The following is a 22,711-nucleotide window of genomic DNA, read 5'->3' as shown; positions in this document are numbered from 1 at the left end:
GTCAGTTCCTGATCGCCCAGAATTTCATCTCAAGCCCGGAGAACTCGCCGGACACGTGGAAAGCGAAGCCACCGGAGCGTTCCAGCTGCGCCAGTTCTTCGGAGCCCAGTTCCAGGGCGAAGTAGGTTTTCCCTGAATGGAAGGGGATCTGCCGTGGCGCCACCGGCATCGGTTTGACCTTGATGCCTGGCAGGTGCAGGTTGACCAGTTGGCGAATCTGCTCCACCGGGCCGACCTTGAGGTGTGCCGGCAGGCGCTGGCGCAGCTCTTCCGAGTCGCACTGGGCGCTGGCGGCGAGGACGAAGGTGGAGGTGGCGAGCAGCTTGTGGTCGTGCAGCGGCGACACCTGAATGCCGTACTGACGCTGCTGCAGGAGCATTTCGATGGCGTGCTGTTCCAGCACCATCGACAGTACCTGGCGGATCGCATCCATCAGCTTGCGGAAACTCACGCCCTGGTCGCTGTGGAGATAACGGCCTTCCAGGCGCGGGCGTTTGATCTCGCTGGAGAAGGTCGCCAGCTCACCGAGCAGGCCGAGCAATTCGCGGTAGATCTGCTCCGGGTGCACCTGCTCGATGCCCAGGTAATGACGCAGCACCGGCTCGAAGCGGTTGATCAGCTGCAGCATCATAAAGTCGCCTACTTCCGCACCGCCGACCTTGCCGGTGGCGCGAATACGTTCGGCAAGAATGTCGCCACGGTGGGCGAGCATGCTGATCACTTCCTTGAGGCAGCTCAGCAGGTAGCCGGAAGCCTGGAAGTTGACGTAGGTCGGAATAAATTCCGGATCGATGCTGATCACCCCGTCCGGGGTGGTATCGAGTACGTCGCACAGCTGCAGTTTGACGTAAGCCTGGTCGCTCTGTTGCTCGCCGAGCAGCAGACGGAAATCCGGGCGGCCGCAGCTGACCTGGCTCGATGCGCTGTCGCCGGCGTTGGAGTCGGTGACTTCTTCATCGAAGGCGGTAAAGCGCGCGAGCACATCCTGCTGTTCAGGGCGGCGGCTTTCGATATGGTTGCCGGTCACCAGCGGCAGGGCCAGGTACACCGGGGTGTTGCCGGTGTTCGGCGGCACGTCGAGGGCCAGCGGCTCGCGTTCGGCGCCAATGTCGAACAGGGTGCCATCGGGCAGGATGCCGCTGGCCTTGCTCACTACCAGCTTGCCCATATTGAGGAACTGGCGGTCGATCTCCAGCTCGAAAAAGCCCCAGGCATAGCTGTCGAGCTTCTGCGTGCGGGTTTTCAGCTGGTAGTCGTAGTAACGGTCGTTCTGCTGGAAGTGCTGCGGGCGCAGCAACATGCCTTCTTGCCAGACCACTTTATGCATGGCCATGGCTTATTCCTCTTCCTTGTTGGCGTCGTCCTGGGTTTTGATGCCCAGGGCATTGAGGGTCAGTACGCTGCTGTTGCGCTCTTTTTCCTGCAGCGGAATTACCACGCGCCAGTTGCTTTCCGGCAGGTCGCGATAAGCCGCCAGCACGCCGACATAGCGGCTGCCCGGCTGTACCGAGAGCTTCATTTCGCGCTGCTCGCCCGGACGCAGTTCCAGCTCTTCGAGCACCACCATGTCCGGCGACAGGGCTTCTTTCGGGCGCTGATAAAGCGAGAAGAAATCGGCGGTCTCAAAGGCCACCGGGTGCTTCAGCTCGATCAGGCGCAGGACGATCGGCGAGGGGCGGCCATTGAGATCCGGGTTGAGCTCATCGCTGCCGTTGAGGGTCAGGTCGAGCTTGGTCATGTCCGAATAGGGCGAGAGTGCGGCGCAACCGGTCAGGCTGAGCAGGGCGGCCAACAGGGCCAGGCAGGTGAAACGGTGCATGGAGATCATCCTTGAACATCGGTGTTGAGGGTGGCGATCAGGCGAACCTGTTCTTCGTAGGTGTGGGCGAAGTCACGGGCGAACAGGCGGTCGCTCCAGTCGTCGTTCTGCTCCAATGCACTGTGCAGGCGACGGTAAGCGCGCCAGCGGCTGCCAGCGGTGGCGATCAGCGGCTTGCGGCCTTCACGCTCGAAACGCAGGCTCAGCTGCTCCGGCGACAGTTGCTCGAACATGCCTTTGACGGCCGCGCGACTGGCGGCGAGCAATGCCACCTGGTGCGCTTGCAGATCGCGGAAGCTGCGGCTGATGGTCTGCTCAGCGCTCAGTTGCCCGGTCTTGCCGCCACGCAGCAGTGCGCTCAGCGCTTCACTGCTGTCGGCGGTGTGCTTGAGCGGGTTGTTGCCGGCGCTCTGAACGGTGGTCAGGGCTAGGCGCAGTTCGTTCTTCAGCTCGCTGCGGGTGCGCAGGCTTTGCTGCAGGCTGCCGATGCTCTGCTTAAGTAGCTTGGCGCTGTGGATGGCCAGGGCTTCGCGGGCATCGTCATCGAGATCATCGAGTTTGACCCCGAGGGCCTCGGAGAATTTTTCCCAGAAGGTCGGCGGCAGTCGCACCGGTTCCGGTGCACGCTTGGGCTGCGGCTCAGGCGTGGGCATTACCAGCGCAGGCACCAGCAGGTTTTCTTCATCAATCTGCGCATAGTCACGCTGCTGCGCCTGCACGTTATGCGGACGCAGAATCGCCGTCAGGTCATCGACCTCGGCGTATACACGCTCCTGCTGGTCGATGGCAGTCAGCGGATCGAGGTCGAGAAAGGCATCGTCCGGAATGATGCTGCCAGCGGGCTGGGCACGGCCGATATCGCCAGCAAACATGGCCGGGTCCTGAATCAGCCGCGCACGAAGCTCGAAATCGCCAAAGCAATACACGCTGCCATGCTCGATACGCTGGGCCTCGCCCTTGCGCAGGCTGGCGCCGCTGTCTTTCAGCTGGATGCCATTGCTGCTGGTGTCGGTCAGGTAGAAGGAGCCATTGCGATAGCTCACCTCGGCATGCCGGCTGGATAGCACACGCTTGCGATCCGGAATCACCCAGTCGCATTCCTCCGCCCGGCCAATAATGCCGCCGGCCTGCTTGAAGGTTTTTGTGGTCAATAGACCTGGCACGAACTGCTGTGCACTGACCACATCGAAGACCAGTTCCATGGTTGTTAACTCCTTGCGGTCAGTTGCCGCGTTTCACTGCTTGCGGTTCGCCCAGCGGGCGGTATTCGTCATCGTTGAACTTGTAATTGCCGCTGCAGGCGGAGAGGCATAGAGCCAGGGCGAGCAGGGCGAGGGTGTGACGGGGTAAGTGCATGCGGATTTCCTCCTTGAATGTGTGAGTCGAAGTACTCATTAGCAATGTGCTGGCTAAATGACATCTTTGGTCGAGTATTGGAGTTCAATACTTGGCTTTTAGGGGTTGATCCGGTTCATGAAACGGTCCTTCAGATTCCTTGAAACGAGAACCAGGGCTACCGTGGATCGGGTGTGATTAGCACTCAGCGTCATTCGGGGATTTCCAATGTCACGGGTGCGGGGCTGTTGACTGCGCAGCGAAAGCCATTGGTAACTAGGTAACCATCTTTCCGTATCTCAGGTGCCTTGCTGCGGCTAAAGCTAAACGCTAAAGAACTAACGCCCAGACTTCTCACCGTTCTTTCTGTACCGCTGGTCGGTCCTTGAGGGTCAGTAATTTTCGGGTTTTTGCTGTAATAGCTCGGGGAGTACCAGTCGTTGACCCATTCAGGGGCATTCTCGCCCATGTCATATAAGCCCAGCGGATTTTGAGGCAGTTGAGTTCCAACTGGTGTGCTGAATATTTTCAGGCGATCTATATAGGGATGACCATAATTGACTGGATTTCCGTCGTAAGTGGCGAACAGCCACTTTTCCCCGCGATTTCGAGCGGCGTATTCAAACTGCGCATTGGTGGGCAAGTCAAATGACAAACCGCTAATTTCGCCCAGCCATAAGCAGTAATCTTTGGCATCTTGCCATCGATCCATCGCGGGTTTTTTGATGTAATCGAAAGCTTCTGGGTTTTGCTCATATGGTGTTCTTTCTTGTTCTTCAATAACAATGGGGGTGCCACCCATTTCCCCGCCAATAATGTTTGCTCTAATAATTACTGGTCTGCCTGTGGCCAATAAAAAAGTATCGTACTCTTCTCCGGTGACTTCATATTTTCCTAAGTTGTAACTGCTTAGGGTCACTTGATGTGCCTTGTTTTTTTCTGCTGTTGGGGGAAAGTAAGGTCTCCAGACACCGTCGTCGCCGACGGCACCCCAGTCACCCATAGTGAAAGTCCCACCCTCAATAAAGATTTGATTGGCCACTGTTTCACGGAGTATTTCTCGTACCTTTTGCCGAGTTTCATAATTTGCATTCGGCAGTTTCGCTGCCAATTCTTGGTCGAATGCGTCTCTTGGTGGTGGATCGGCTGCTTGGCAGGCCGCCAATAGCAGAGGCAGTAGGCAAGCAGTCTTTCTTAAGATCTTACGCATAACGGGTTCCACTGAGCTCAATATGTCGGGCAACCCGTACTGGTTGATTAGCCACGGGTTTTGTGGGTTTTAAGCGTGTCTCAATCGGCCCTATCAGACGACCTTTATATGGGCGCATAAAGCCTTCAATACGTTCACGATTGGCGTCAAAGTCGCCTTTCTCGCCTTCAGGGTTCATCCGACTTACGGTTTCTTCATAATCGCGCCAACTTTGACTGCTTTCTAAAATTGTCAAAATGGCCTGTTCCCGAGAGTTCGAGCCGAGGGTGTAATAGTCGAAAGGCGTTAAGCGGTACTCATAGCAGATAATATCCAGCAAACGCCCTTTTACCTCGGGGGGGGCATGGCGTACCCAGCTGGTTTGTCCTTGCTTAACATCACGCAGAATATTTTCTGCCGTCTTGATGGCTAGTTCTTCACGTTTTTTAGCTGATTGGTGTGCTATATAAATATTTCTTATTTCAGTTGCGAGTACTTCGGATAGGTAGCTGCCAAGCCTTATGATGGCCGAGTTAATGGGTGAGCCATTTATCAAGTTCAGTAGTGCAAAGTTGCAAAGCTGTTTGAAGGCAGGTATGTCAATGCTTTTAACATGCCTGAAGTCGACTTCCAGCAAAGCGTTATAGACGCAATGCAACATGGTGACGAATTCCCCAACATCCACCTCGGCACCCACTTCTCCGGAGGCACCGGCACCTGCTACGAGTCCGGCATGCACATTGAAGTAGAACTTGCCTGTCTCAGGGCTCCATTTCAGCAAGATCCGTGCATCCCCCCCCAGTCCCAAAGCCGCTCCTGCACCCACTCCAAGGGTACAGATGGCACTCCATTCAGCATCGCTTGCAAGGGTGTCCTGCCATTCGATGCTGCCTTCCAGCTTGCCGTCGGCGCGCACCCCGGCGAAGGCACTCGCGGCCAGTTTGGCCGGGCCTTCATCGGCTTTTTGATATTTATCGCCACCCACACCTTTCAGGCGTGGAATACCTCCTTCCATGTCGATCTGTACATCGGCCGCTAGCAAGGCACTGGCTCCGGCGAAACCGGTTATTTCCAGCTCCAACTTGCCACGGAATTTACCCAGTGAGGATTCCTGTTCCTGGTCGTTATCGTCGAGGTAGATGATTTTCCATTCGGTATGTTCTTCAGCCGGCCAGGCGGTGCTCATGCTGCCTTTGGCTTCTACTAGGCTCATGCTGGTGCTGGCTTGAGCGGCAATATGGGCGTTGCGTTCGATTGGGTCGAAGCCCGTGCTCATGCTGGCGCCAATGGCGAAGCGCATGGCTTGGGCTTCGGCATTCACAGTGATGGGGTCCATGCCATCGATAGGCTGCCAGCTAACCGGATCACTTTGCCATTCCAGCAGGCACCAGTCGGCGAATTCCTCGTATAGCGTCAGGGATGCTTTTAGCTCGGGCTTTTTCAAATCGTCGGCAATCGACTCAATCAGTTTGGCTTTATCAAGCTTGCCGCTGGCAGGGTCGTACCAACCTTGGCGGTTGGCTTCGTCTTGCGACTTGATGTTGTATGAACGGTGGCGTTTAACCGGTTGCCAGAAATCATCGCGACGCACGTAGTTGTAATGTTTGTCGCCTTTGAGGCGACGGATCTCGGTCAGACGGAACGGTTCGCTGGGCTTGGCGTCGTCGATGACGCGCTCCTGTTCGAGTCTGGCTACAAAGGCATTCTTGTGTTCACGGATAGCCTCTGCGCTGCCTTGCAACCCTGCATAAAACTGCGCGATCAGTTGTTCAAGGCGTGCTTCTTCTTGTTGGAAGGCGCGCTGCATTTCTGCTGTTAGCGGTATGAATAGTCGTTCGTTGGCCTGATGTACCAAGTCGACATATGTGTCTGCGCATTGGCTGCAGTCGGCCACTTGTCCAACGCTGCGGGTTTGTCGTTGCTGAGTTTGTTGACCCGGAAGTTTGATGCTCTGGCCGGGGCTGATGCGGTCGGCGTTTTCTATTTGCGGGTTGAGGCGCATCAGGGTGGCGACGGTGGTGTTATGGCTGCGAGCAATCATGCTCAAGGTGTCGCCGGCCTTTACCAGATAATCCATATCCAAATATTCCTTATACCAAGCCGAACAAGCGACTTTCGGCTTGCTCCAGGCGTGTATCCGTAGCCAGGCTTTGGTCTGCCATCAGGCTGCCAAGTTCCGGAGTCTTGAGTTCCTCGGGGAAGCGCCAAGCCAGTTCGAGGTAGTGGGTGCACTGATGCTCCTGGGTAAACCCGTACTGCCGGGCTTGCAGGATTAACTGCCCCAGCTGATCGCGGGCAGCGGTTCCTTCTGTAGTCGTCATGGAGGGGCAATCAAAGTGGCTTGCCATGCGCTCGACATAGCGCTGCTCTTCTGCTGCTTGAAACAGATCAAGCTGTTGCTGACGTAGGCAGAACCAACCTTCTTCGCTGGCGGGACGCGATTGATCTGTGATGGTCGGCGCAAGGCTGAGCCAAGCCATGTGCTCGTAAGCGAACCAGCGTTGTATTGGGCCGGAGAAAGCTTTTAGTTCGCCTTCTGTACAGCTTTCTAGAAGCCGACCTATCCACTTGGGCGAATAAAAGCGGCAGTAAGCAAGCTGGCGCGATGGCAGACGTATGCTGATCAGGCTACGTAAATGCTCGGCAAGCACATTAGGCTCGGCATTACTCTGTAGAACGATACCGAAGTCACGCCATTGATCTTCTACATCCCATAGACGGCTTGCCGCAGACGGCTGGATAAGGCACGGGCTGACCTCAATGGCATTGTTGTGGCGAGTCCCGGCGTAAAGCTTTTGCAGCGTCGGGTTGTCGTCATGTGTGTATGCAAACCGTGCTGCGTCCAACAGAGCGCCATCCAGCAGAATGTGGAGTTGCCCATTGTTTGTGGGCAAGTGCTCGTGCTGTGCCACGTTCAAATAATTTGGCTGTTCTTGCCGCATGGGCAGGTCTCCAAGGGGCAAGTTCCATTAGGTTGTTGATGACACTGGGCACTCAGCAGCAGATCGTCTTTGGCAATTGAGCGCAGGCGCATAGGGCTGTTAGACAATGCCGGTTGCGTCACCACACCTGCCTTATCCGCATCCGCCGCGCCCGGAATAGTGGGCGGCAGAATCGCGATGCCCGAACCCTTACCCGGCGCCCCCCCCGAATTGATCTTGATCGTCGCACCGCTTAGCGTGACGCCACCCGGATCAAGCTTGAGAAAGCTGCCGCCGCCGCTGGCGGTGAGTTCCATGCCGGCATCGATCACCACTTTGCTGCCGGCGTAGTAGTGGATTTCGTTGCCGGTTTCGACGAATTGGCCAGTGCCGACTTTCACATGCTGTTTTTGCCCGACGGTGAGGTGGTCGTTGCTGCGAGTTTCCACTTTGCGGTCGGCGTGGGTGGTGCGGTTTTCTTCGGCCTGGAATTCGCTGTAGCTGTTGGCTGCGACGGTGTCGTGGCGCTCAAAGCCGACGCGGATTTTCTGGTCGTGTTCGATGTTTTCATCCCAGTCGCGCTGGGCGTGCAGGTAAATTTGCTCCTCGCCTTTTTTGTCTTCGATGCGCAGTTCGTTGTAGCCAGCGCCGCCGGGGCTGCTCAGGGTTTTGAAGACGCTGCGGGTTTTGTTGGCGGGCAGTTCGTAAGGCACCACGTGTTCGGCGTGGTACAGGCAGCCGGTGACCAGAGGCTGATCAGGATCGCCCTCGAGGAAGGTCACCAGCACTTCCATACCGATGCGCGGGATGGCGATAGCGCCATAGCGGTCGCCAGCCCAGCTGGAGCTGACGCGCAGCCAGCAACTGGTGGTGTCATTGGCTTGGCCTTCACGGTCCCAGTGGAATTGCACTTTGACCCGGCCGTATTGGTCGCAGTGAATTTCTTCACCGGCGGGCCCCGTGACTACGGCCGTCTGGCTGCCCAAGACTTTGGGTTTTGCATGCTTAAGTGCGGGGCGGTGCAGCACGTCCCAAGGCGTGGCGCTGAAGCGGTTGCGGTAGCCCTGTTGGAAGCCGTCGCTGGTTTGGGTGTCGCTGGTGACGGACTCTTCCAGCACCTGCGGCTGTTTGCCCTCGTGGTGGATTTCCGTCAGCAGCCACAGCTGGTTCCAGTCGCTACGCGGGTGGTCGCTGAGGTTGAGAAAGTGGCCGCTGACAAGCAGCGGTTGGTCGCTTTCACCCTGGGCTAATTCGTAATCGCTGCGATGACGTTCGAGGTTGCGTTTGGCCAGGTGCTTGCCACGTTCACGCTCAACAAAGCGGCCGGGGTAATCGTAGTCTTCCAGGTCGGGGCTGAACTCACTGGTAAAAGCAGCTTCCATCAACAGCTTGGGTTTTTCGAAGTCGTAGTCGCGGCGGGTTACGCGACTGGTGCGGGTTTCCAGGCGTAAGGCGAAGCGCTTGACCACCGGCTCATCGGCCACCAGGCCTGTGTCCTGCTGGTAGGCCGTTGGCGCGAGTTTGGGGAAGACGGTTTGGTCATCACCGAAGACCAGTACATGGCCTTGCTCGCTGTGCTGGAAGTGGTAATGAATGCCTTCTTCCTCGCACAGGCGCTGGATAAAGTGCAGGTCGGACTCGTCGTACTGCACGCAGTATTCGCGCTCTGGGTAGACGGTCTGGCCGAACTCGAACTTATAGGCGTTGCTCTGGATGCCATGTTCTTCGAGCACCTGGCTGATGATCTTTTCTACCGTCAGGTGCTGAAAGATGCGCTGGTTGATGCGGTGTGCCAGGTACGCCAGTTGCGGGCGCAGGGTGATGTGATAGCGAGTCAGGCGCTTGCCTGAGTCACCTTGGGCTATGCGATAAACCAGGCCATGAATGCCGCCGCCATCGGCTGTGAATTCGAGGAAGGCGGGCTGATGTAGCAGGCTTTCCAGATCAAGGTCAGGGCGTTCACTGATCAGCTCGAGTTCGAATGCAAAGGGTTGGCTGATGGCCTCACGGCCTTTAAATTCAAGCACTTGCAGATCGTGGCCGAGGCCGTCGATGGCCAGGGTAAAGCGGTTTGGCGCCAGGCTTGTGGCAAGGTTGGCGGCGTTGCCGGTCAAGGCGCGAACGACTGCGGAGGCCGATACCGCGCTGCTTCTGGCATTGGCTGTAACAGCCTCAGCCGGCGGCTGGGTCGTCGCGGCCGGAGCAATATGGGTTGCGGGCTTGGGGTGAAAGAGAAAATTACGGCAAAACACACAGTGGATTTCGTCGTACTGCAGGCCGTGTTTGCTCAACTCGCTGAATACATCGCTCAGCGCTATGGTGCTGTTCTGTAACAACAGGGTCGGGGTTTTGCGGTTGCGCACGGTGAGGATATCGACGCCTTCGAGCTTGGCACCGTAGGCAATGCTCGAGTACTGGTCGTCGCTGTACTTGGAAACCAGGTAGTTCCGCGTGGATTCCCCCGGTCCTTTCTGTTCGTGCGGCGCGATTTCACCGCGCATCACCTTGCCCAGGCCGGGGTCTTGCAGGGTTTTACCGTCCGGGCCATAAAACACCAGCGAGGTGTTGGCGGGCACGTTCAAGTGCATGCCAGGCATATAAGCGCCATGGCTGGTGATGATCAGTTTCTTGCTTGGCTGCCCAGAGGACTTCTGGAACAGATAGAAATGTTCGCCGAGAGCGGTTGCGTTCGCTGGAGTAGGTTTCACGCGAAGACTCCTACATGACCACGTTGCGGCTGGACAAGCACAGCGCTGACGGGATTGACGTAACTCTGATTGGCGGCGTTGAACATGCTCTTCTCCTTAAGCCTTACACGTCAGCCGGGCTGATATTCAGCCGCTGCATGCGGTACAGCAGGGTGCGGCGCGGCAGGCCGAGTTCGCAGGCGGCGCTGGTCTGGTTGCCACGGTTCTTGCGCAGGCAGTCGAGCAGCAGGCTGCGTTCGACGCGCTCCATGCGCTCGCGCAGGTTCATGCCGGGGTCATCGTTGCTGCCTGCCTGGCGCAGGTCGAAGTGTTCCGGCAGCAGCTCGCCGCCTTCGCACAGCAGCACGGCGCGTTCGACCAGGCCTTTGAGCTCGCGCACGTTGCCGGGGAAGGGGTAGCGGGCCAGGTGATCGAGGGTGCTGTCGGCCCAGCGGCATTGATTGCGCTGCAGAAAGCTGCTGGCCTTGTCGGCGAAGTAGCGCGCCAGAGTGAGGATGTCCTGATCGCGCTCACGCAGGGCCGGCAGTTCGATGGGGAACTGCGCCAGGCGATAGAACAGGTCCTCGCGGAAACGGCCTTCTTCCACCAGGTTGCGCAGGTTGTGGTGGGTGGCGGCGACGATGCGCACATCGACCTTGTGCGTAGCGGTGGAGCCCAGCGGGCGCACTTCGCCTTCCTGCAATACGCGCAGCAGCTTGGCTTGCAGGCTCAGCGGCATATCACCGATTTCATCTAGAAACAGGGTGCCGCCATTGGCCGCATCGAACAGGCCCTGATGGTCGCGGTCGGCGCCGCTGAAGGCGCCTTTGCGGTAGCCGAATAGCTCACTCTCCAGCAGGTTTTCCGGCAGCGAGGCGCAGTTCTGCACGACAAAGGCCTTGCTACGGCGGAAACCACAATCGTGGATGGCGCGGGCCACCAACTCCTTGCCGGTGCCGGTTTCGCCCGCCAGCAAAACGCTGACCGGGTTGTGCAGCACTTTGCTGATCAGCTGGTAGACGCTGCGCATCGCCGGGCTGTCGCCAATCAGGCCATAGCCGCTGGCGCAGGGCGTGCTGACCACGGCAACCGGCTGCTCGCTGCGCGGCGAACGCAGGCGCTGCAGCAGGTGCAGTTGGGCGACAACAAAGCTGCCCAGATGGCCGAGCGAGTCGGCAAACCCCTGCAGTTCACGCGAGCGCTGGCTGGCAATCAACAGCAGGCCGGTGACGCCTTTCTGTTCATCCAGTAGCGGCTGGCACAGCAGGCTGCGCCAGGGTTTTTGAGCCTCGGGGAGGAAGCCGGTCTGGTGCAGGCTGCTGTCCAGTTCATTGAGACTCAGCGTCTGGTTCTGGCACAGGCAGTACTGCAGCAGTTGTTCGCCGTCGTAGTCGCTGGACAGGCTGGCGTCCGCGCGCGGCTGCAACAGGCCGTCCTGCCATTCGGCGGATAGGGTCAGGCGTGTGTGGGTGTCGTCGAGCAGGTACAGCTGGCTCAATTCGCTGCCCGACAGCTGCGCGGCGCTTTCCACAAGGCCGCCGAGCAGGGCGTCGCTATTGGCCGCGCGCGCCAGCGTGGCGAAGCGTTGCAAAAGTGCTTCGGCATAGCGCAGTGGCTGCGGCACCTGGCTGAACATCAGCGACACGTTAAGTGAACTCACAGACCACCGTCCCTTCGCCGTTCAGGGTGGCGTGCACGCGTTGCAGGCTTTCGCCGCTGGCCATGGCGTCGAGCAGGCGATCGACCACCAGCGGTTGCAGGTGCTGGTCGATCAGGTGATCGATCAGGCGTGCGCCGCTGTCGCTGTGGCTGCAACGCTCGGCGAGGTTCTCCAGCAGTGCCGGGCAATGGCTGAACTGCAGCTGACGGCGCTGTAGGCGCTCGCCAAAGCGCGCGAGCTTGAGGCCGACCAGCTCGTTGAGCACCTCGCCATTGATCGGGTAGTACGGCACCACGCGCATGCGGCCGAGCAGCGCCGGTTTGAAGTGCTGAGTCAGCGTCGGGCGAATCGCCAGTTCCAGGTCTTCTGCATCCGGGCGCTGGCCACCCTGGCAGAGGCTGGCGATACGCTCGCTGGCCAGGTTGCTGGTCATCAAAATCAGCGTATTGCGGAAGTTGATCTCGCGGCCTTCGCCGTCGTTGGCCACGCCCTTGTCGAAGATCTGATAGAAGACGTTCATCACGTCCGGATCGGCTTTTTCCACTTCATCGAGCAGCACCACCGAGTAGGGCTTCTGCCGCACGGCTTCGGTGAGCATGCCGCCTTCGCCATAGCCGACGTAGCCGGGCGGCGCGCCGATCAGGCGGGAAACGGTGTGCTTCTCCTGGAATTCGGACATGTTGATGGTGGTGAGGAAGCGCTCGCCGCCATACAGCAGATCCGCCAGGGCCAGGGCGGTTTCGGTTTTACCGACGCCGCTGGGGCCGACCAGCAGGAATACGCCGACCGGTGCATCGGCGCGGTTGAGGCCGGCGGCGGTGGCACGCATCGAGCGGTCCAGCGCGGCGATGGCTTGCTCCTGACCGCGTACACGCTGGCGCAGGTCGCTGGCGAAGGTCAGCACCTTGCTGTTGTGCTCGCGGGCCAGCTGGCTCAGCGGTACGCCGGTCCAGTGGCTGATCACTTCGGCCACCAGGCGCGGGCAGACTTCGAAACTGACCAGGCGCTCATTCACCTGAGCGCTGGCCAGCTCGGCTTGCACGGCGCGCAGTTCGCCTTCCAGTTGTTCCAGCTGAGCGGCTTGGCCGTCGCTGTTCTCTGCGTCGCTAGGATTCTGGCGCAGGCTGGCGCATTGCTTGCGCAATTCCAGCAAGCGCTCGGCCAGCTCGCGCTGCACCGCCCAACGGGTTTCGATCTGCTCCAGTTCGGCGCGGGCCTGGCTCAGGCGTGCTTCGAGCTGTTCGAGACTTTCGCTGTCGATGTTCAGGCCGGCTTCCATATCGCGGCCCATGGCCCCGCTCTGTCGTTCGCCTTCGGCGATCTCGCCGCGCAGGCGCTCCAGCGCTTCCGGCGCAGCGGCCAGGCTGATGCGCACGCGGGCGCATGCGGTGTCGAGGACATCGACGGCTTTGTCCGGCAGCTGACGGCCAGCCAGATAGCGTGCGGACAGTTCGGCAGCAGCGACCACGGCGTCATCGCGCAGGTAGATGCCGTGGCTTTTCTCGTAAACCGGCGCCAGGCCGCGGAGGATGGTCACGGCCTCATCGACGGTCGGCTCATGCAGCTGCACCGGCTGGAAGCGTCGGGCCAGGGCCGGGTCTTTCTCGAAGTACTTCTTGTATTCGCTCCAGGTGGTGGCCGCGATGGTGCGCAGCTCGCCACGCGCCAGGGCGGGCTTGAGCAGGTTGGCGGCATCACCGCTGCCGGCCTGGCCGCCGGCACCGATCAGGGTGTGGGCTTCATCAATAAACAGAATGATCGGCTTGGGCGAGCCTTTGACCTCATCGATCACGCCTTGCAGGCGGCGTTCGAATTCGCCTTTGACGCTGGCGCCGGCTTGCAGCAGGCCGAGGTCCAGGCACAGCAGTTCGACACCCTTGAGCGCTGTCGGCACTTCACCGGCGGCGATGCGCAGGGCCAGGCCTTCGACGATGGCCGTTTTACCAACACCGGCTTCGCCAACCACGATCGGGTTGCTTTTGCGGCGGCGGGCGAGGATGTCGATCATCTGGCGGATTGCGCCGTCGCGGCACAGCACCGGGTCGAGCTTGCCGTCACGGGCCTGCTGGGTGAAGTTGTGGGTGAAGCGCGAGAGGTTCGATTCGCCACCGGCTGCGGGTTTACCTGCGGCAGTTTGCGGCTGCTGGGCCATGGCGAATTCGCGCAGGCGCTCGGCATTCAGCTTGGCCAGCAGTGGCTGGTAGTGGCTGCCGGCATAGCGCATCGGGTTGCGCAGCAGGGCGAGGATCAGCGCGGCTTCATCGACCTGGCTCTGGCCGAGTTCCAGGCTGGCAACCAGCAGAGCGTCCTGCAGCCATTGCACCAGTTCGGTGGCAAACACCGGGTTGCGCGATTCGCTGTGTTCGCCACGCGGTTGCAGCGCACGGGCCAGCTCGCCGGCGTCTACGTCGGCATCCTGCAGAGCGCGGGGCAGCAAGCCTTCGGGACGCTCGAGCAGGCCGAGCAACAGGTCTTCCACCAGAATCTTGCTGCCGCCGCGGACTACGCAGCGCTCGGCAGCGGTTTCCAGGTCCTGTTTGCTGGCAGCGTCGAGGGCTTGCACCAGTTGCTGTAAATCGACGTTGATCATTTCATCAATCCTTAATGAGCTTGGCTGCCGAGGGTGACCACGCCATCGGCGTTGTCACGCCCCAGCCAAGTGGTCCAGCCCAGCAGGCAGGGGTTGTCCGCGCCGAGGCGCAATTCGCGTATTTCGTCCTGGCGCAGTTCCAGGCGGATGTCGTAATCCAGTGGGTCGCGCAGGGTGAAGCGCACCAGCGCGCAGAGCGGTTGGTAGCCGCTGCCAATGGGCAGAAATTCATGGAAGCGATCCCAGTTCAGCTGCTGCACGTGAATGCGGAATTTGCCGCCGCGATCACGTACGAACTCGCCGAGCACCAGGCTCTCGCCCAGTTGGCTGTTGGCCAGGCCGAGGCGGTTGCGCTGCTCGCCAAGGATTTCCACCTGACGCTCCAGGCATTGCTCGATATGCAGGTCGGCGTGCTTGAAGTAGTAACGCAGCACCGACTCGATCAGCGCTGCCGAGTGGGCACGCAGGCTGAGCAGACCGAGGTAGGGCAGCAGGCGCTTCCAGTTCAGCTCGGAGGCGCTGCGAATGGTTTCGCCGCCCAGGCCGATCAGGGCAAACAGGTGCGCGGAGAACGGGTCGACCGCGCCGCTCTGGAAACGTGTGTGGTAGCGGTATTTCTGCCAGGTCGGCAGCAGCAGGCGCTGCAGACGGTTGTTGAACAGGTCGAGGAAATCCCGAGTCGGGTTGCCGTCTTCGCTGTCGCCCAGCGCCTGTTCACCGTAGAACGCCGGCAGCGGCGAGCCGGCACCGAACAGGCTGACCAGGTTGATGCGCATGCGCGCGCGCAGCTCGCCGTGCTCTTCGAAAAAATGCACGCGATCGATATCGCTACCGGGAAAGCCCATGCTCGGGTTGGCCTGCAGTTCCAGTCGCTGGTACAGCGCTTCCTCATCCAGTTCAGGATGGGCGGCGTGCAAGCGTTCCAGCACCAGCTGCACACCCTGAAACAGGCTGTACTCGCGGATGCCCCGGCTAAGCCGGTTTAGAGCAGGGGCTGTAGCCCCATGCGCGGCGTCCATTGGTACACCTCTCCCTGTGTGCTCTGTACGCGCAGCTCGTGGTACGAGTTCAAGCTGGCATACAGGGCGAAAAATTCATTGAGTACGGTGGCGAAGAGGAACAGGTCACCCTCGCCCACATAACCCTCGGGGTTGATCGTCAATTGCGTGCGTACACCGCGCACCGGCAGGCCGCGATGCAGGCGGTCGACGTGCTGGTGGCTGATGCTTTTCAGGCCGTCGAGCAGGCGCTTGCTGACCTTCTCCGCGTGCTGGTCGTAGTAGCGCGGCAGGTCGTAGGTTTCCAGGATCACCTTGAGCGCGTCGACGTTGGCCAGCGACAGGTAGTTCAGCGACATGTTGCTGATCAGTTTCCAGAGGAAATCGCGGTGCAGCGGCGGCGCATAGCTCGGCGTGACTGCGCTGATATTGCGGAAGGTGAGGAACTCCGGGGTGTCCTCGCAGGGCATGCAGATATCACCGAGGCCCAGCTGACGTGGCAGGTTCTGATTGGTGCAGGTCAGCTCGATGGACAGCGTTTCGTGCTGATCGAGGTTACGCAGGCCGAAGCTCAGGTAGGTTTCCAGGCCGTCGCCAAGCAGCGAAGGTTGCTGACGCACGCTGTAGTGCGGGCGCGCCAGGGGCACATCGAAGCTGGCGTCGTGCTCGAAGGATTCGAACGGCACGTACTCTTCGTAACCTTTGCCGCCGGGCTTCCAGCCGGTGACGCGATCCACCGAGAACACCCCGCAATGCTCGGAGTCGAGTTCCGAAGGCAGCAGCAGGTACTGATCCTGTTTACCGTCGAGGCGAATCGGGATGGCGTCATGGGCGAACAGGTTGACCACCGGCGTGCAATACAGGCGCACGTTATCCAGGGTCGGGCGGATACGTTGCACGCCGGCCTTGTGGATATCGAAACGCAGCTCGATGCCGCGCGCCTGCTTGAGCACGTCCTCGGGAACGCGCTTGAGTACATCCAGGCCGAGCAGGTCGACGAACAGGAACTTGTCCTGAAAGGCGAAGTATTCCTGCAGGTAGCGGTACCCGCGGAAGGTGTTCAGCGGGTAGGGGATCAGTGCCTGATCTTCGGCAAAACCCACCGGCTGAACGTTGCTGGCCGGCAGCTGCAGCGGTATCAATGGACGCTCATCAGGCCCTTGCAGCGGCTTGCCAGCCGCATTCAGCAGCACCAGCTGCACACCGCCGAGATGGCGCAACAGGCTCAAGTACAGCAACTGGCTGATATAGCGCTCACCGGAAAGGTGCAGACGCAACTGCTTGAGGTTGAGATCACCCAGATGACCATCGGCACTCATCGCCAGACGCAGGCTGAGCAGCGCACCGTCACCCTTGACCGAGTAATCCAGACCATTCAGCGCCAGTGGCAGCACCTCGGTGGCAAAGGCGGTGCGGAAGCGGCAGGTCACGCCCTGGATCGGCTTGGACTCCACCGGCGTATGCCGTGGCACCAACAAGGCTCCGCCCGGACGCTTGAGTGGGTCGAACTGCAACATGCTGAACGCCGGCAGCGGACGCATATAGTTCGGCCACAGTAGGTGCATCAGCGAATGAGTCAGCTCCGGCAACTCGTCATCGAGCTTCTGCCGCAGACGCCCGGTAAGAAAGGCGAAACCTTCCAGCAGCCGCTCGACATCCGGGTCGCGCCCGGCCTGGCCGAGAAACGGCGCCAGCGCCGGGCTGCGCTCGGCAAAACGCTTGCCGAGTTGGCGCAGGGCGGTGAGTTCGCTCTGGTAGTAGTGGTTAAAAGACATTCAGCAGTTCGTCCTTGTGGCTGTGTCGGCTCAGCCGCCAATCAGCACGGTGCCGGAACCGGCGATAACCGGATTGCCATGGCTACCCACGGTGCCGAGCACGGTGGCTGGCTTGTTATTGATCAGCACGGTAGGGATTACCGCGCTGGCCAGGGCGCTGCCACAGCCGGTGGGGTCGCCCATGCGGGCGGCGGGCAGGCTGTCGAACAGCACGTCGGGGGAACCGGCGACAATCGGATTGGTGCCGTGACCGGGAATCGGGCAGGCGGTTGGGTCGCTGACGCGGGCTGCGGGTTTACCGGACATGGGCTCTCCTTAATTGACCTTGACCTGTCCGCTGCCGTCCAGGCGCGCGGAGAAACTGACTTGGCGTTTAAAGCCGTCCACTTCCAGCAGGCCTTCGATGGCAAAGGCCAGGCTCAGCGGGTTGTTGTCGCGGGGCAGGGAAATCACCCGCACTTCGCTTAAACGCGGTTCGTACGCTTCGATAAAGCGTTCGATGGCGATACGCGCCTGCTGCAGTGAATCGTGCAGCGACAGGCGCATATCGTTGAGATCGGGCAACCCGTAGTCGGGCAGCGTTTGCACGCTGCCCGCCCGGGTGCTGAGCATTTTTGCCAGGTGGGTCGCCACCGACGCCATGGCGGCGACCTCGCGGCTCCAGCCAGCGCGTTGGCTGGCTTCACCGCCGAGGCGTTCGAATAGGCTTCCGTACCCGGCCATAAGGATGCTTATTCCTTGTCCAGCTTGCCGACGAGCGACAGGGTGAAATCGGCACCCATGTACTTGAAGTGCGGGCGCACGTTGAGGCTGACGCGGTACCAGCCCGGCTCACCATCAACATCACTGACGATCACCTGAGCGGCGCGCAGCGGACGGCGGCTACGTACTTCGGAGCTCGGGTTTTCCTGGTCGGCAACGAACTGGCGGATCCACTTGTTGAGTTCCAGTTCCAGGTCGGTGCGCTCTTTCCAGGCGCCGATCTGCTCGCGCTGCAGCACTTTCAGGTAGTGGGCCAGACGGTTGATGATGAACATGTACGGCAGCTGGGTGCCTAGCTTGTAGTTCAGTTCAGCCGTTTTTCCTTCTTCGCTGATGCCGAAGAACTTCGGCTTCTGCGCCGAGTTGGCGGAGAAGAATGCGGCGTTGTCGCTGCCTTTGCGCATGGTCAGGGCAATAAAGCCTTCTTCGGCCAGCTCGTATTCACGACGGTCGGAGACCAGCACCTCGGTCGGGATCTTGGTTTCGATTTCGCCCATGCTTTCGAAATGGTGCAGCGGCAGGTCTTCTACCGCGCCACCGCTCTGCGGGCCGATGATGTTCGGGCACCAGCGGAACTTGGCGAAGCTGTCGGTCAACTTGGAGGCGAAGGTGTAGGCGGTGTTGCCCCACAGGTAATGCTCGTGGCTGTTGGCGACGTTCTCTTTGTAGACGAAGGTCTTCACCGGGTTGTCTTCCGGGTCGTACGGGTTGCGCAGGAGGAAGCGTGGTACGGTCAGGCCGACGTAGCGGGCATCTTCCTGCTCGCGGAAGCTCTGCCATTTGGCGAATTGCGGGCCTTCGAAGTGATCTTTCAGATCCTTCAGGTCCGGCAGGCCGGTGAAGCTTTCCAGGCCGAAGAATTTCGGACCGGCAGCAGCGATAAACGGCGCGTGGGACATGCTGGCGACACTGGCAACGTATTGCAGGGTCTTGACGTCCGGAGCGCTCGGGTCGAAGAAGTAGTTGGCGATCAGCGCGCCGACTGGCTGGCCACCGAACTGGCCGTATTCGGCGGTGTAGATGTGCTTGTACAGGCCGGACTGGGTGATCTCCGGGCTGTCTTCGAAGTCATCGAGCAGATCCTGCTTGGAGGCGTTGATGATCTCCAGCTTGATGTTTTCGCGGAAGTTGGTGCGATCCACCAGCAGCTTGAGGCCGCGCCAGGAGGACTCCAGCGCCTGGAATTCGGCGTTGTGGAGAATTTCGTCCATCTGCCGGCTGAGCTTGGCGTCGATCTCCGCGATCATGCGGTCGACCATGGCCTTTTTCACGGGCTCATTTTCGTTCTGCGGCTTCAACAACTCTTCGATAAAGGCCGACACGCCACGCTTGGCGATGTCATAGGCTTCGTCGTCCGGAGTCAGTTTGGTCTCGGCAATGATGCGGTCGAGGATGCCGAGGTCGGCGGCGCTGCGACCGCTTTCTACTGCTGCACTAGTGCTCATGAATTAGCTTCCTTGTTAATTGAATCAGGAGTCCAGCTTGCCTTGGGCAGCCAGGCCGAGTTCGCCGAGTACGCGGTCACGCGAGTCGTCGTCAGCCAGCACGCTTTCGATCGCCTTGCGGAAGGCCGGGGCGTTGCCCAGTGGGCCTTTCAGAGCCACCAGGGCGTCGCGCAGCTCCATCAGCTTTTTCAGCTCAGGGACCTGGTCGACCACATTGGCCGGGTTGAAGTCCTTCATCGAGTTGATGCGCAGCTGCACGGCCATGTCGTCGCCTTCAGCGTCGTCCTGCAGGCGATTAGGCACGGCGAAGGTCAGGTTGAGTTCCTGCTTGGCCAGCACTTCGTCGAAGCTGTTTTTATCGATGCTGATCGGCTTGCGGTCTTCGATCTTGCGATCGTCGGCGCGTTGGGTGAAGTCACCCAGAACCATCAGTTTCAGTGGCAGTTCGATCTCTTCCTGAGCACCGCCGGTGGCGGGTTTGAAAGTGACGTTGATGCGTTCCTTGGGGGCTACCGAGCCTTCTTTGGCCATGGTCATTCTCCGTTACGGTTATGGCCCGAGGGCCTAGTCCAGTACCACTTCAAGATCGAGGTGGCACAACCTGCGGTAGATCTCTTCCTTGCTTTCACGCACTGCGTGGTTCTGCGGCAACAGCTCACAACAGCTGTGCAGCATGCGCAGTACGTCCAGGGCGAGATCGGGTTCCCAGTCGCCGAGGCCGGTGGCCTGTAGCGTCTGGTCGAGCGATTCGAGTTGGGTCTTGGCCAGTTCGTATTTCTTCGCGCTGTAGCACAGGCGCGCCAGGGTCAGCTGCCAGAAGAAGCGTTCGCGGCCGCCGCGTGCCTTGGCTAGGCCGAGCTTGAGTTGCTGTACGGCGGATTTCAGGCCGTCTTTGCGCAGCTTGGGTAGGGTTTCCTGCAGGGCGATATCCCAGGCCGGCAAGCTGCCACCTTCGCTGGCGGTGGGCGCACTTTCGCTGACCGGTGCCTGCACGTGCGGCATCACATGGGAGCTGAGCCAGGCGCGGGTCTGCGCATCGGCAAAGGCGCTGCCATCATGGAAGCGCAGTTCTTCCAGGCCGCTCATGCGCTGCATAAATAGCGCGAGCTGGATTTCCACTTCGCGCATCGCCTGCTCGGCATCCAGCTCATGCAGGCACTGCCAGACCAGATGCTGGCCGTCGAGCCAGAAGGGCGCGCGGGCGATGCTGGCTTCCAGGTCGACCAGCAGATCGGCGTATTGGCCGTTCTGGTAGCGCTCTTGATAGCTGGCCAGCTTGTCCGCCGGCAGGCCGCGCAGGGCGGTGATCTGTTCGGCGTTGCGTTCCGGTAGGCTGTCGATGGGCAGCCAGAGCAGGGTGCGCGCCAGGCGCAGGGCGCGCAGGTCGCTGGCTTTCTGTTTCAGCCAATAGGCGCAGAGCGGGCGGGCCTGGTCTTGCAGGCTGCGCAGGCTTTTATGTGCTTCCTTTTCGCTTTCCACCGGGGCGCCAGGGGTGAGCATCTGGCTGGCGGCCTGTTTGACCTGGGCAATCGCCGCGCCGACGGAACCGGGTTCTGGCTGGCCCTGGCTGGCGCGCTTGACCAGCTCATCCAAGCGCCGGCACAGCGGCAGCAGCAGCGGTGCATCTTCGCCCAGGTGCTCGGCCAGGCAGGCTTCCAGAGCGCGCAGTTGTTCGGCAAGGCTGCGGAACAGTGCCAGCTGTTCGCCAATCGGCACATGTTCGGCCAGCGCCTGCTCCAGACGCGGAATCAGCCAGCTGATGGCGGCGGCGCGGGTACGCGATTTGCGGGGGTGCAGCTCGGCCCAGTGGTTGAGGCACAGGTAGTGCAGCAGGCTGAAACCGGCCTGCAGGCCGGGGAAGGATTCACGCTGGTAAAGCCCCCAGATCAGCCAGGCGGCAACACGTAAATCCTTGGAGTGGGCACTGAGCAGTATCTCGCTGTTTTCACGAACCTTTTGCCAGTCGATCGCCGCCGTTTCGTGCAGCGCGGTGGCCTTGCCCAGCTCATTTTCGAGAACTTCATATTCGCTGGAATAACGCACGTCATTACCGGCAAAGTTCCCTTCATTTATAGGGAGTTTTGCCAGCTCTAAATAATGAGCAGTGAGTTTGTTTGAATAGGTCATTCCATGACTCGATTATCGCTGCGGGTAACTTCGGAGAAGCCGGCGAAGCTTGCGAAGATCATCTTGCTGCGCTGCAGGTGCGCAAGAAATTGCGCACTTAAATGTGCAACAAGTTGCGCACGTCCTAGTGAGGTGGGCATCCTAGCCCTATGGCGAGTGTCGGACAACCGTTGAAAGTGTGAATTATGTAACAGTGAGAGATATTCAACGATTATTAACTGGAACGATAGTTCCTAAAAATTATGGGTGTTTCGTCACAATAAGATGGGTCTGAAAAGTTGTGTAGGGATATGGCTCTATATATGTAAGTAATTGCTTACTGGCAAATTAGTGGCGCGTCACAGAAGTTGTCTGATTACTGCAAGTTAGTGTGACGTAGTGCAGGTTTTGCCGGGTTGGCCTGTGACCGCTGTGCTACGGCCGAGGCCGGGCGGTCTCGGCGCTGGGAAGGGGTGAACCGTTGGTCGGTTAATCGCTGTAGGGTTCGGACCACAGACTCAAATCGAGCTGATGTTGCTCACCTGCTGCCAGCACGCGGATGTCATCCAATACATTGGCGTGCTCGATACACAGCATGTCGTGCCAGGCATTGGCGGCGAATTGCGAGAGGCGCTGCGCCTTGTCGATCCAGGGGTTCCACAGCACGGCCGAGTTTGAGCCACTGCTGTGCAGCTGGATGCGCCGCTGCCAGGCGCGGTCGAGGATGCTCAGCTGTGCCGGGGTGCCCTGGTAGATGCGGTCGGTCTCGCCGCTGAACTGCAGCAGGCCGTCCTGCTGGCGTTGCTGCCAGTCTTCCAGGGTTTCGATATAGCGGCAGCCGTGCAGGCCTTCGACTGCGACGTTGCGGATATCGCTGACAGCAAAATAGCTGTGCAGCGCCTGGCTGATGGCCAGCGGCGTATCGCCCAGGTTACGGCTGCTTAGCTGGATATGCAGGCGTTCATCCAGGCGAATGCTCAGGCACAGTTCGGCAGCGTGGGGCCAGTCGGCCAGGGGCTGGGTGGCGCTGTTGTAGACGAACTCCAGCTGGATGCCGTCATCGTGGCTGTCGATGCCCTGTAGCTGCCAGTCGAGGTTGCGCACCAGGCCGTGGGCGGGCGCAGTGTCGGGCTGTAGATGCATAGCCTGCACCGCCTGCGGGTTGCGTTGCAGGCTGCCGAACCAGGGCCAACACACTGGCACGCCGCCGCGCACACCTTGGCCGCGCTTGTAGGCCGCTTGCTCGCTGAGCCAGATCAGCGGCGGCTGGTCATCTTCCTGGTAGCTGAGTATTTGCGCGCCTTGCTGACTGATCAGCAGCTCGCGGGCACCAACGCGTGCGCGCCAGCAGGTCAGCTCATCCAGCTCAAGGCGTGCAACATGGGATCTGGCCATTGGTGTACTCGTAAAAGAAAGAATAAAGA

At 60.1% G+C, this 22,711-nt stretch carries 18 protein-coding genes and 1 pseudogene; all 19 read right to left on the bottom strand.

Features of this window, described 5'->3' with window-relative positions; translation table 11 throughout:
* Window position 1: 1 nt before the first annotated feature.
* The 19 genes and pseudogenes from tssK to RHP75_RS20355 all read right to left on the bottom strand — a co-directional run bounded on the left by tssK (window position 2) and on the right by RHP75_RS20355 (window position 22,682).
* Window positions 2–1,333, bottom strand: a complete 1,332-nt coding sequence (gene tssK, locus RHP75_RS20440; protein WP_160086100.1) for a type VI secretion system baseplate subunit TssK — start codon at window positions 1,331–1,333, stop codon at window positions 2–4.
* Between the two features lie 3 nt (window positions 1,334–1,336).
* The gene (tssJ, locus tag RHP75_RS20435) at window positions 1,337–1,819 is read right to left on the bottom strand and encodes a type VI secretion system lipoprotein TssJ (protein WP_311089787.1); all 483 of its coding nucleotides are present in this window, start codon (window positions 1,817–1,819) and stop codon (window positions 1,337–1,339) included.
* A 5-nt stretch (window positions 1,820–1,824) separates the two neighbouring features.
* Window positions 1,825–3,021, bottom strand: coding sequence for a type VI secretion system-associated FHA domain protein TagH (gene tagH / locus RHP75_RS20430; protein ID WP_311089786.1), 1,197 nt, complete (start codon window positions 3,019–3,021; stop codon window positions 1,825–1,827).
* Window positions 3,022–3,040: 19 nt separating this feature from the next.
* Window positions 3,041–3,175 carry a type VI secretion protein gene (locus tag RHP75_RS20425; protein WP_311089785.1) on the bottom strand — a complete coding sequence of 45 codons (135 nt, stop codon included), beginning with the start codon at window positions 3,173–3,175 and terminating at the stop codon, window positions 3,041–3,043.
* 190 nt (window positions 3,176–3,365) lie between these two features.
* Window positions 3,366–4,364 carry an SUMF1/EgtB/PvdO family nonheme iron enzyme gene (locus RHP75_RS20420; protein WP_311089784.1) on the bottom strand — a complete coding sequence of 333 codons (999 nt, stop codon included), beginning with the start codon at window positions 4,362–4,364 and terminating at the stop codon, window positions 3,366–3,368.
* Complete coding sequence (locus tag RHP75_RS20415) at window positions 4,357–6,420, bottom strand: LysM domain-containing protein (protein ID WP_311089783.1); 2,064 nt, start codon at window positions 6,418–6,420, stop codon at window positions 4,357–4,359. Before RHP75_RS20415 ends, RHP75_RS20420 begins: the two co-directional genes overlap by 8 nt.
* Before the next feature lie 13 nt (window positions 6,421–6,433).
* On the bottom strand, window positions 6,434–7,285 hold the full coding sequence (locus tag RHP75_RS20410; protein WP_311089782.1) for a DUF4123 domain-containing protein: 852 nt from the start codon (window positions 7,283–7,285) through the stop codon (window positions 6,434–6,436).
* A complete protein-coding gene (locus RHP75_RS20405; protein ID WP_311092006.1) occupies window positions 7,258–9,345 on the bottom strand; it encodes a type VI secretion system tip protein VgrG in 2,088 nt (695 codons plus the stop codon). The genes RHP75_RS20410 and RHP75_RS20405 overlap by 28 nt, the downstream gene beginning before the upstream one ends.
* Window positions 9,346–9,561: 216 nt before the next feature.
* A pseudogene (locus RHP75_RS21410) lies at window positions 9,562–9,852 on the bottom strand (putative adhesin); the annotation flags it as partial.
* Window positions 9,853–10,075: 223 nt separating this feature from the next.
* A complete protein-coding gene (locus tag RHP75_RS20400; RefSeq protein WP_311092005.1) occupies window positions 10,076–11,587 on the bottom strand; it encodes a sigma 54-interacting transcriptional regulator in 1,512 nt (503 codons plus the stop codon).
* Window positions 11,588–11,597: 10 nt separating this feature from the next.
* Window positions 11,598–14,201 carry a type VI secretion system ATPase TssH gene (tssH, locus tag RHP75_RS20395; protein WP_311089781.1) on the bottom strand — a complete coding sequence of 868 codons (2,604 nt, stop codon included), beginning with the start codon at window positions 14,199–14,201 and terminating at the stop codon, window positions 11,598–11,600.
* 11 nt (window positions 14,202–14,212) lie between these two features.
* Window positions 14,213–15,220 carry a type VI secretion system baseplate subunit TssG gene (gene tssG / locus RHP75_RS20390; protein WP_311089780.1) on the bottom strand — a complete coding sequence of 336 codons (1,008 nt, stop codon included), beginning with the start codon at window positions 15,218–15,220 and terminating at the stop codon, window positions 14,213–14,215.
* Window positions 15,184–16,974: a type VI secretion system baseplate subunit TssF gene (tssF, locus tag RHP75_RS20385; RefSeq protein WP_311089779.1), complete on the bottom strand. Its 1,791-nt coding sequence runs from the start codon at window positions 16,972–16,974 to the stop codon at window positions 15,184–15,186. The genes tssG and tssF overlap by 37 nt, the downstream gene beginning before the upstream one ends.
* Window positions 16,975–17,004: 30 nt before the next feature.
* On the bottom strand, window positions 17,005–17,280 hold the full coding sequence (locus RHP75_RS20380) for a PAAR domain-containing protein (protein WP_275960178.1): 276 nt from the start codon (window positions 17,278–17,280) through the stop codon (window positions 17,005–17,007).
* A 9-nt stretch (window positions 17,281–17,289) separates the two neighbouring features.
* Window positions 17,290–17,697, bottom strand: a complete 408-nt coding sequence (tssE, locus tag RHP75_RS20375) for a type VI secretion system baseplate subunit TssE (RefSeq protein WP_160013781.1) — start codon at window positions 17,695–17,697, stop codon at window positions 17,290–17,292.
* Between the two features lie 8 nt (window positions 17,698–17,705).
* On the bottom strand, window positions 17,706–19,181 hold the full coding sequence (tssC, locus tag RHP75_RS20370; protein ID WP_108489172.1) for a type VI secretion system contractile sheath large subunit: 1,476 nt from the start codon (window positions 19,179–19,181) through the stop codon (window positions 17,706–17,708).
* Window positions 19,182–19,205: 24 nt separating this feature from the next.
* The gene (gene tssB, locus RHP75_RS20365; RefSeq protein WP_090379617.1) at window positions 19,206–19,712 is read right to left on the bottom strand and encodes a type VI secretion system contractile sheath small subunit; all 507 of its coding nucleotides are present in this window, start codon (window positions 19,710–19,712) and stop codon (window positions 19,206–19,208) included.
* A 33-nt stretch (window positions 19,713–19,745) separates the two neighbouring features.
* Entirely contained in the window at window positions 19,746–21,308 is a 1,563-nt protein-coding gene (tssA, locus tag RHP75_RS20360; protein ID WP_311089778.1) for a type VI secretion system protein TssA, read from the bottom strand.
* Between the two features lie 468 nt (window positions 21,309–21,776).
* Window positions 21,777–22,682: a D-hexose-6-phosphate mutarotase gene (locus RHP75_RS20355; RefSeq protein ID WP_311089777.1), complete on the bottom strand. Its 906-nt coding sequence runs from the start codon at window positions 22,680–22,682 to the stop codon at window positions 21,777–21,779.
* Between the last annotated feature and the right edge of the window lie 29 nt (window positions 22,683–22,711).

It is taken from the genome of Pseudomonas sp. SG20056 (genome assembly GCF_031764535.1).
In the GTDB taxonomy this organism is placed as follows: Bacteria; Pseudomonadota; Gammaproteobacteria; order Pseudomonadales; family Pseudomonadaceae; genus Aquipseudomonas.
This window is presented reverse-complemented; position numbering and strand designations above follow the sequence as displayed.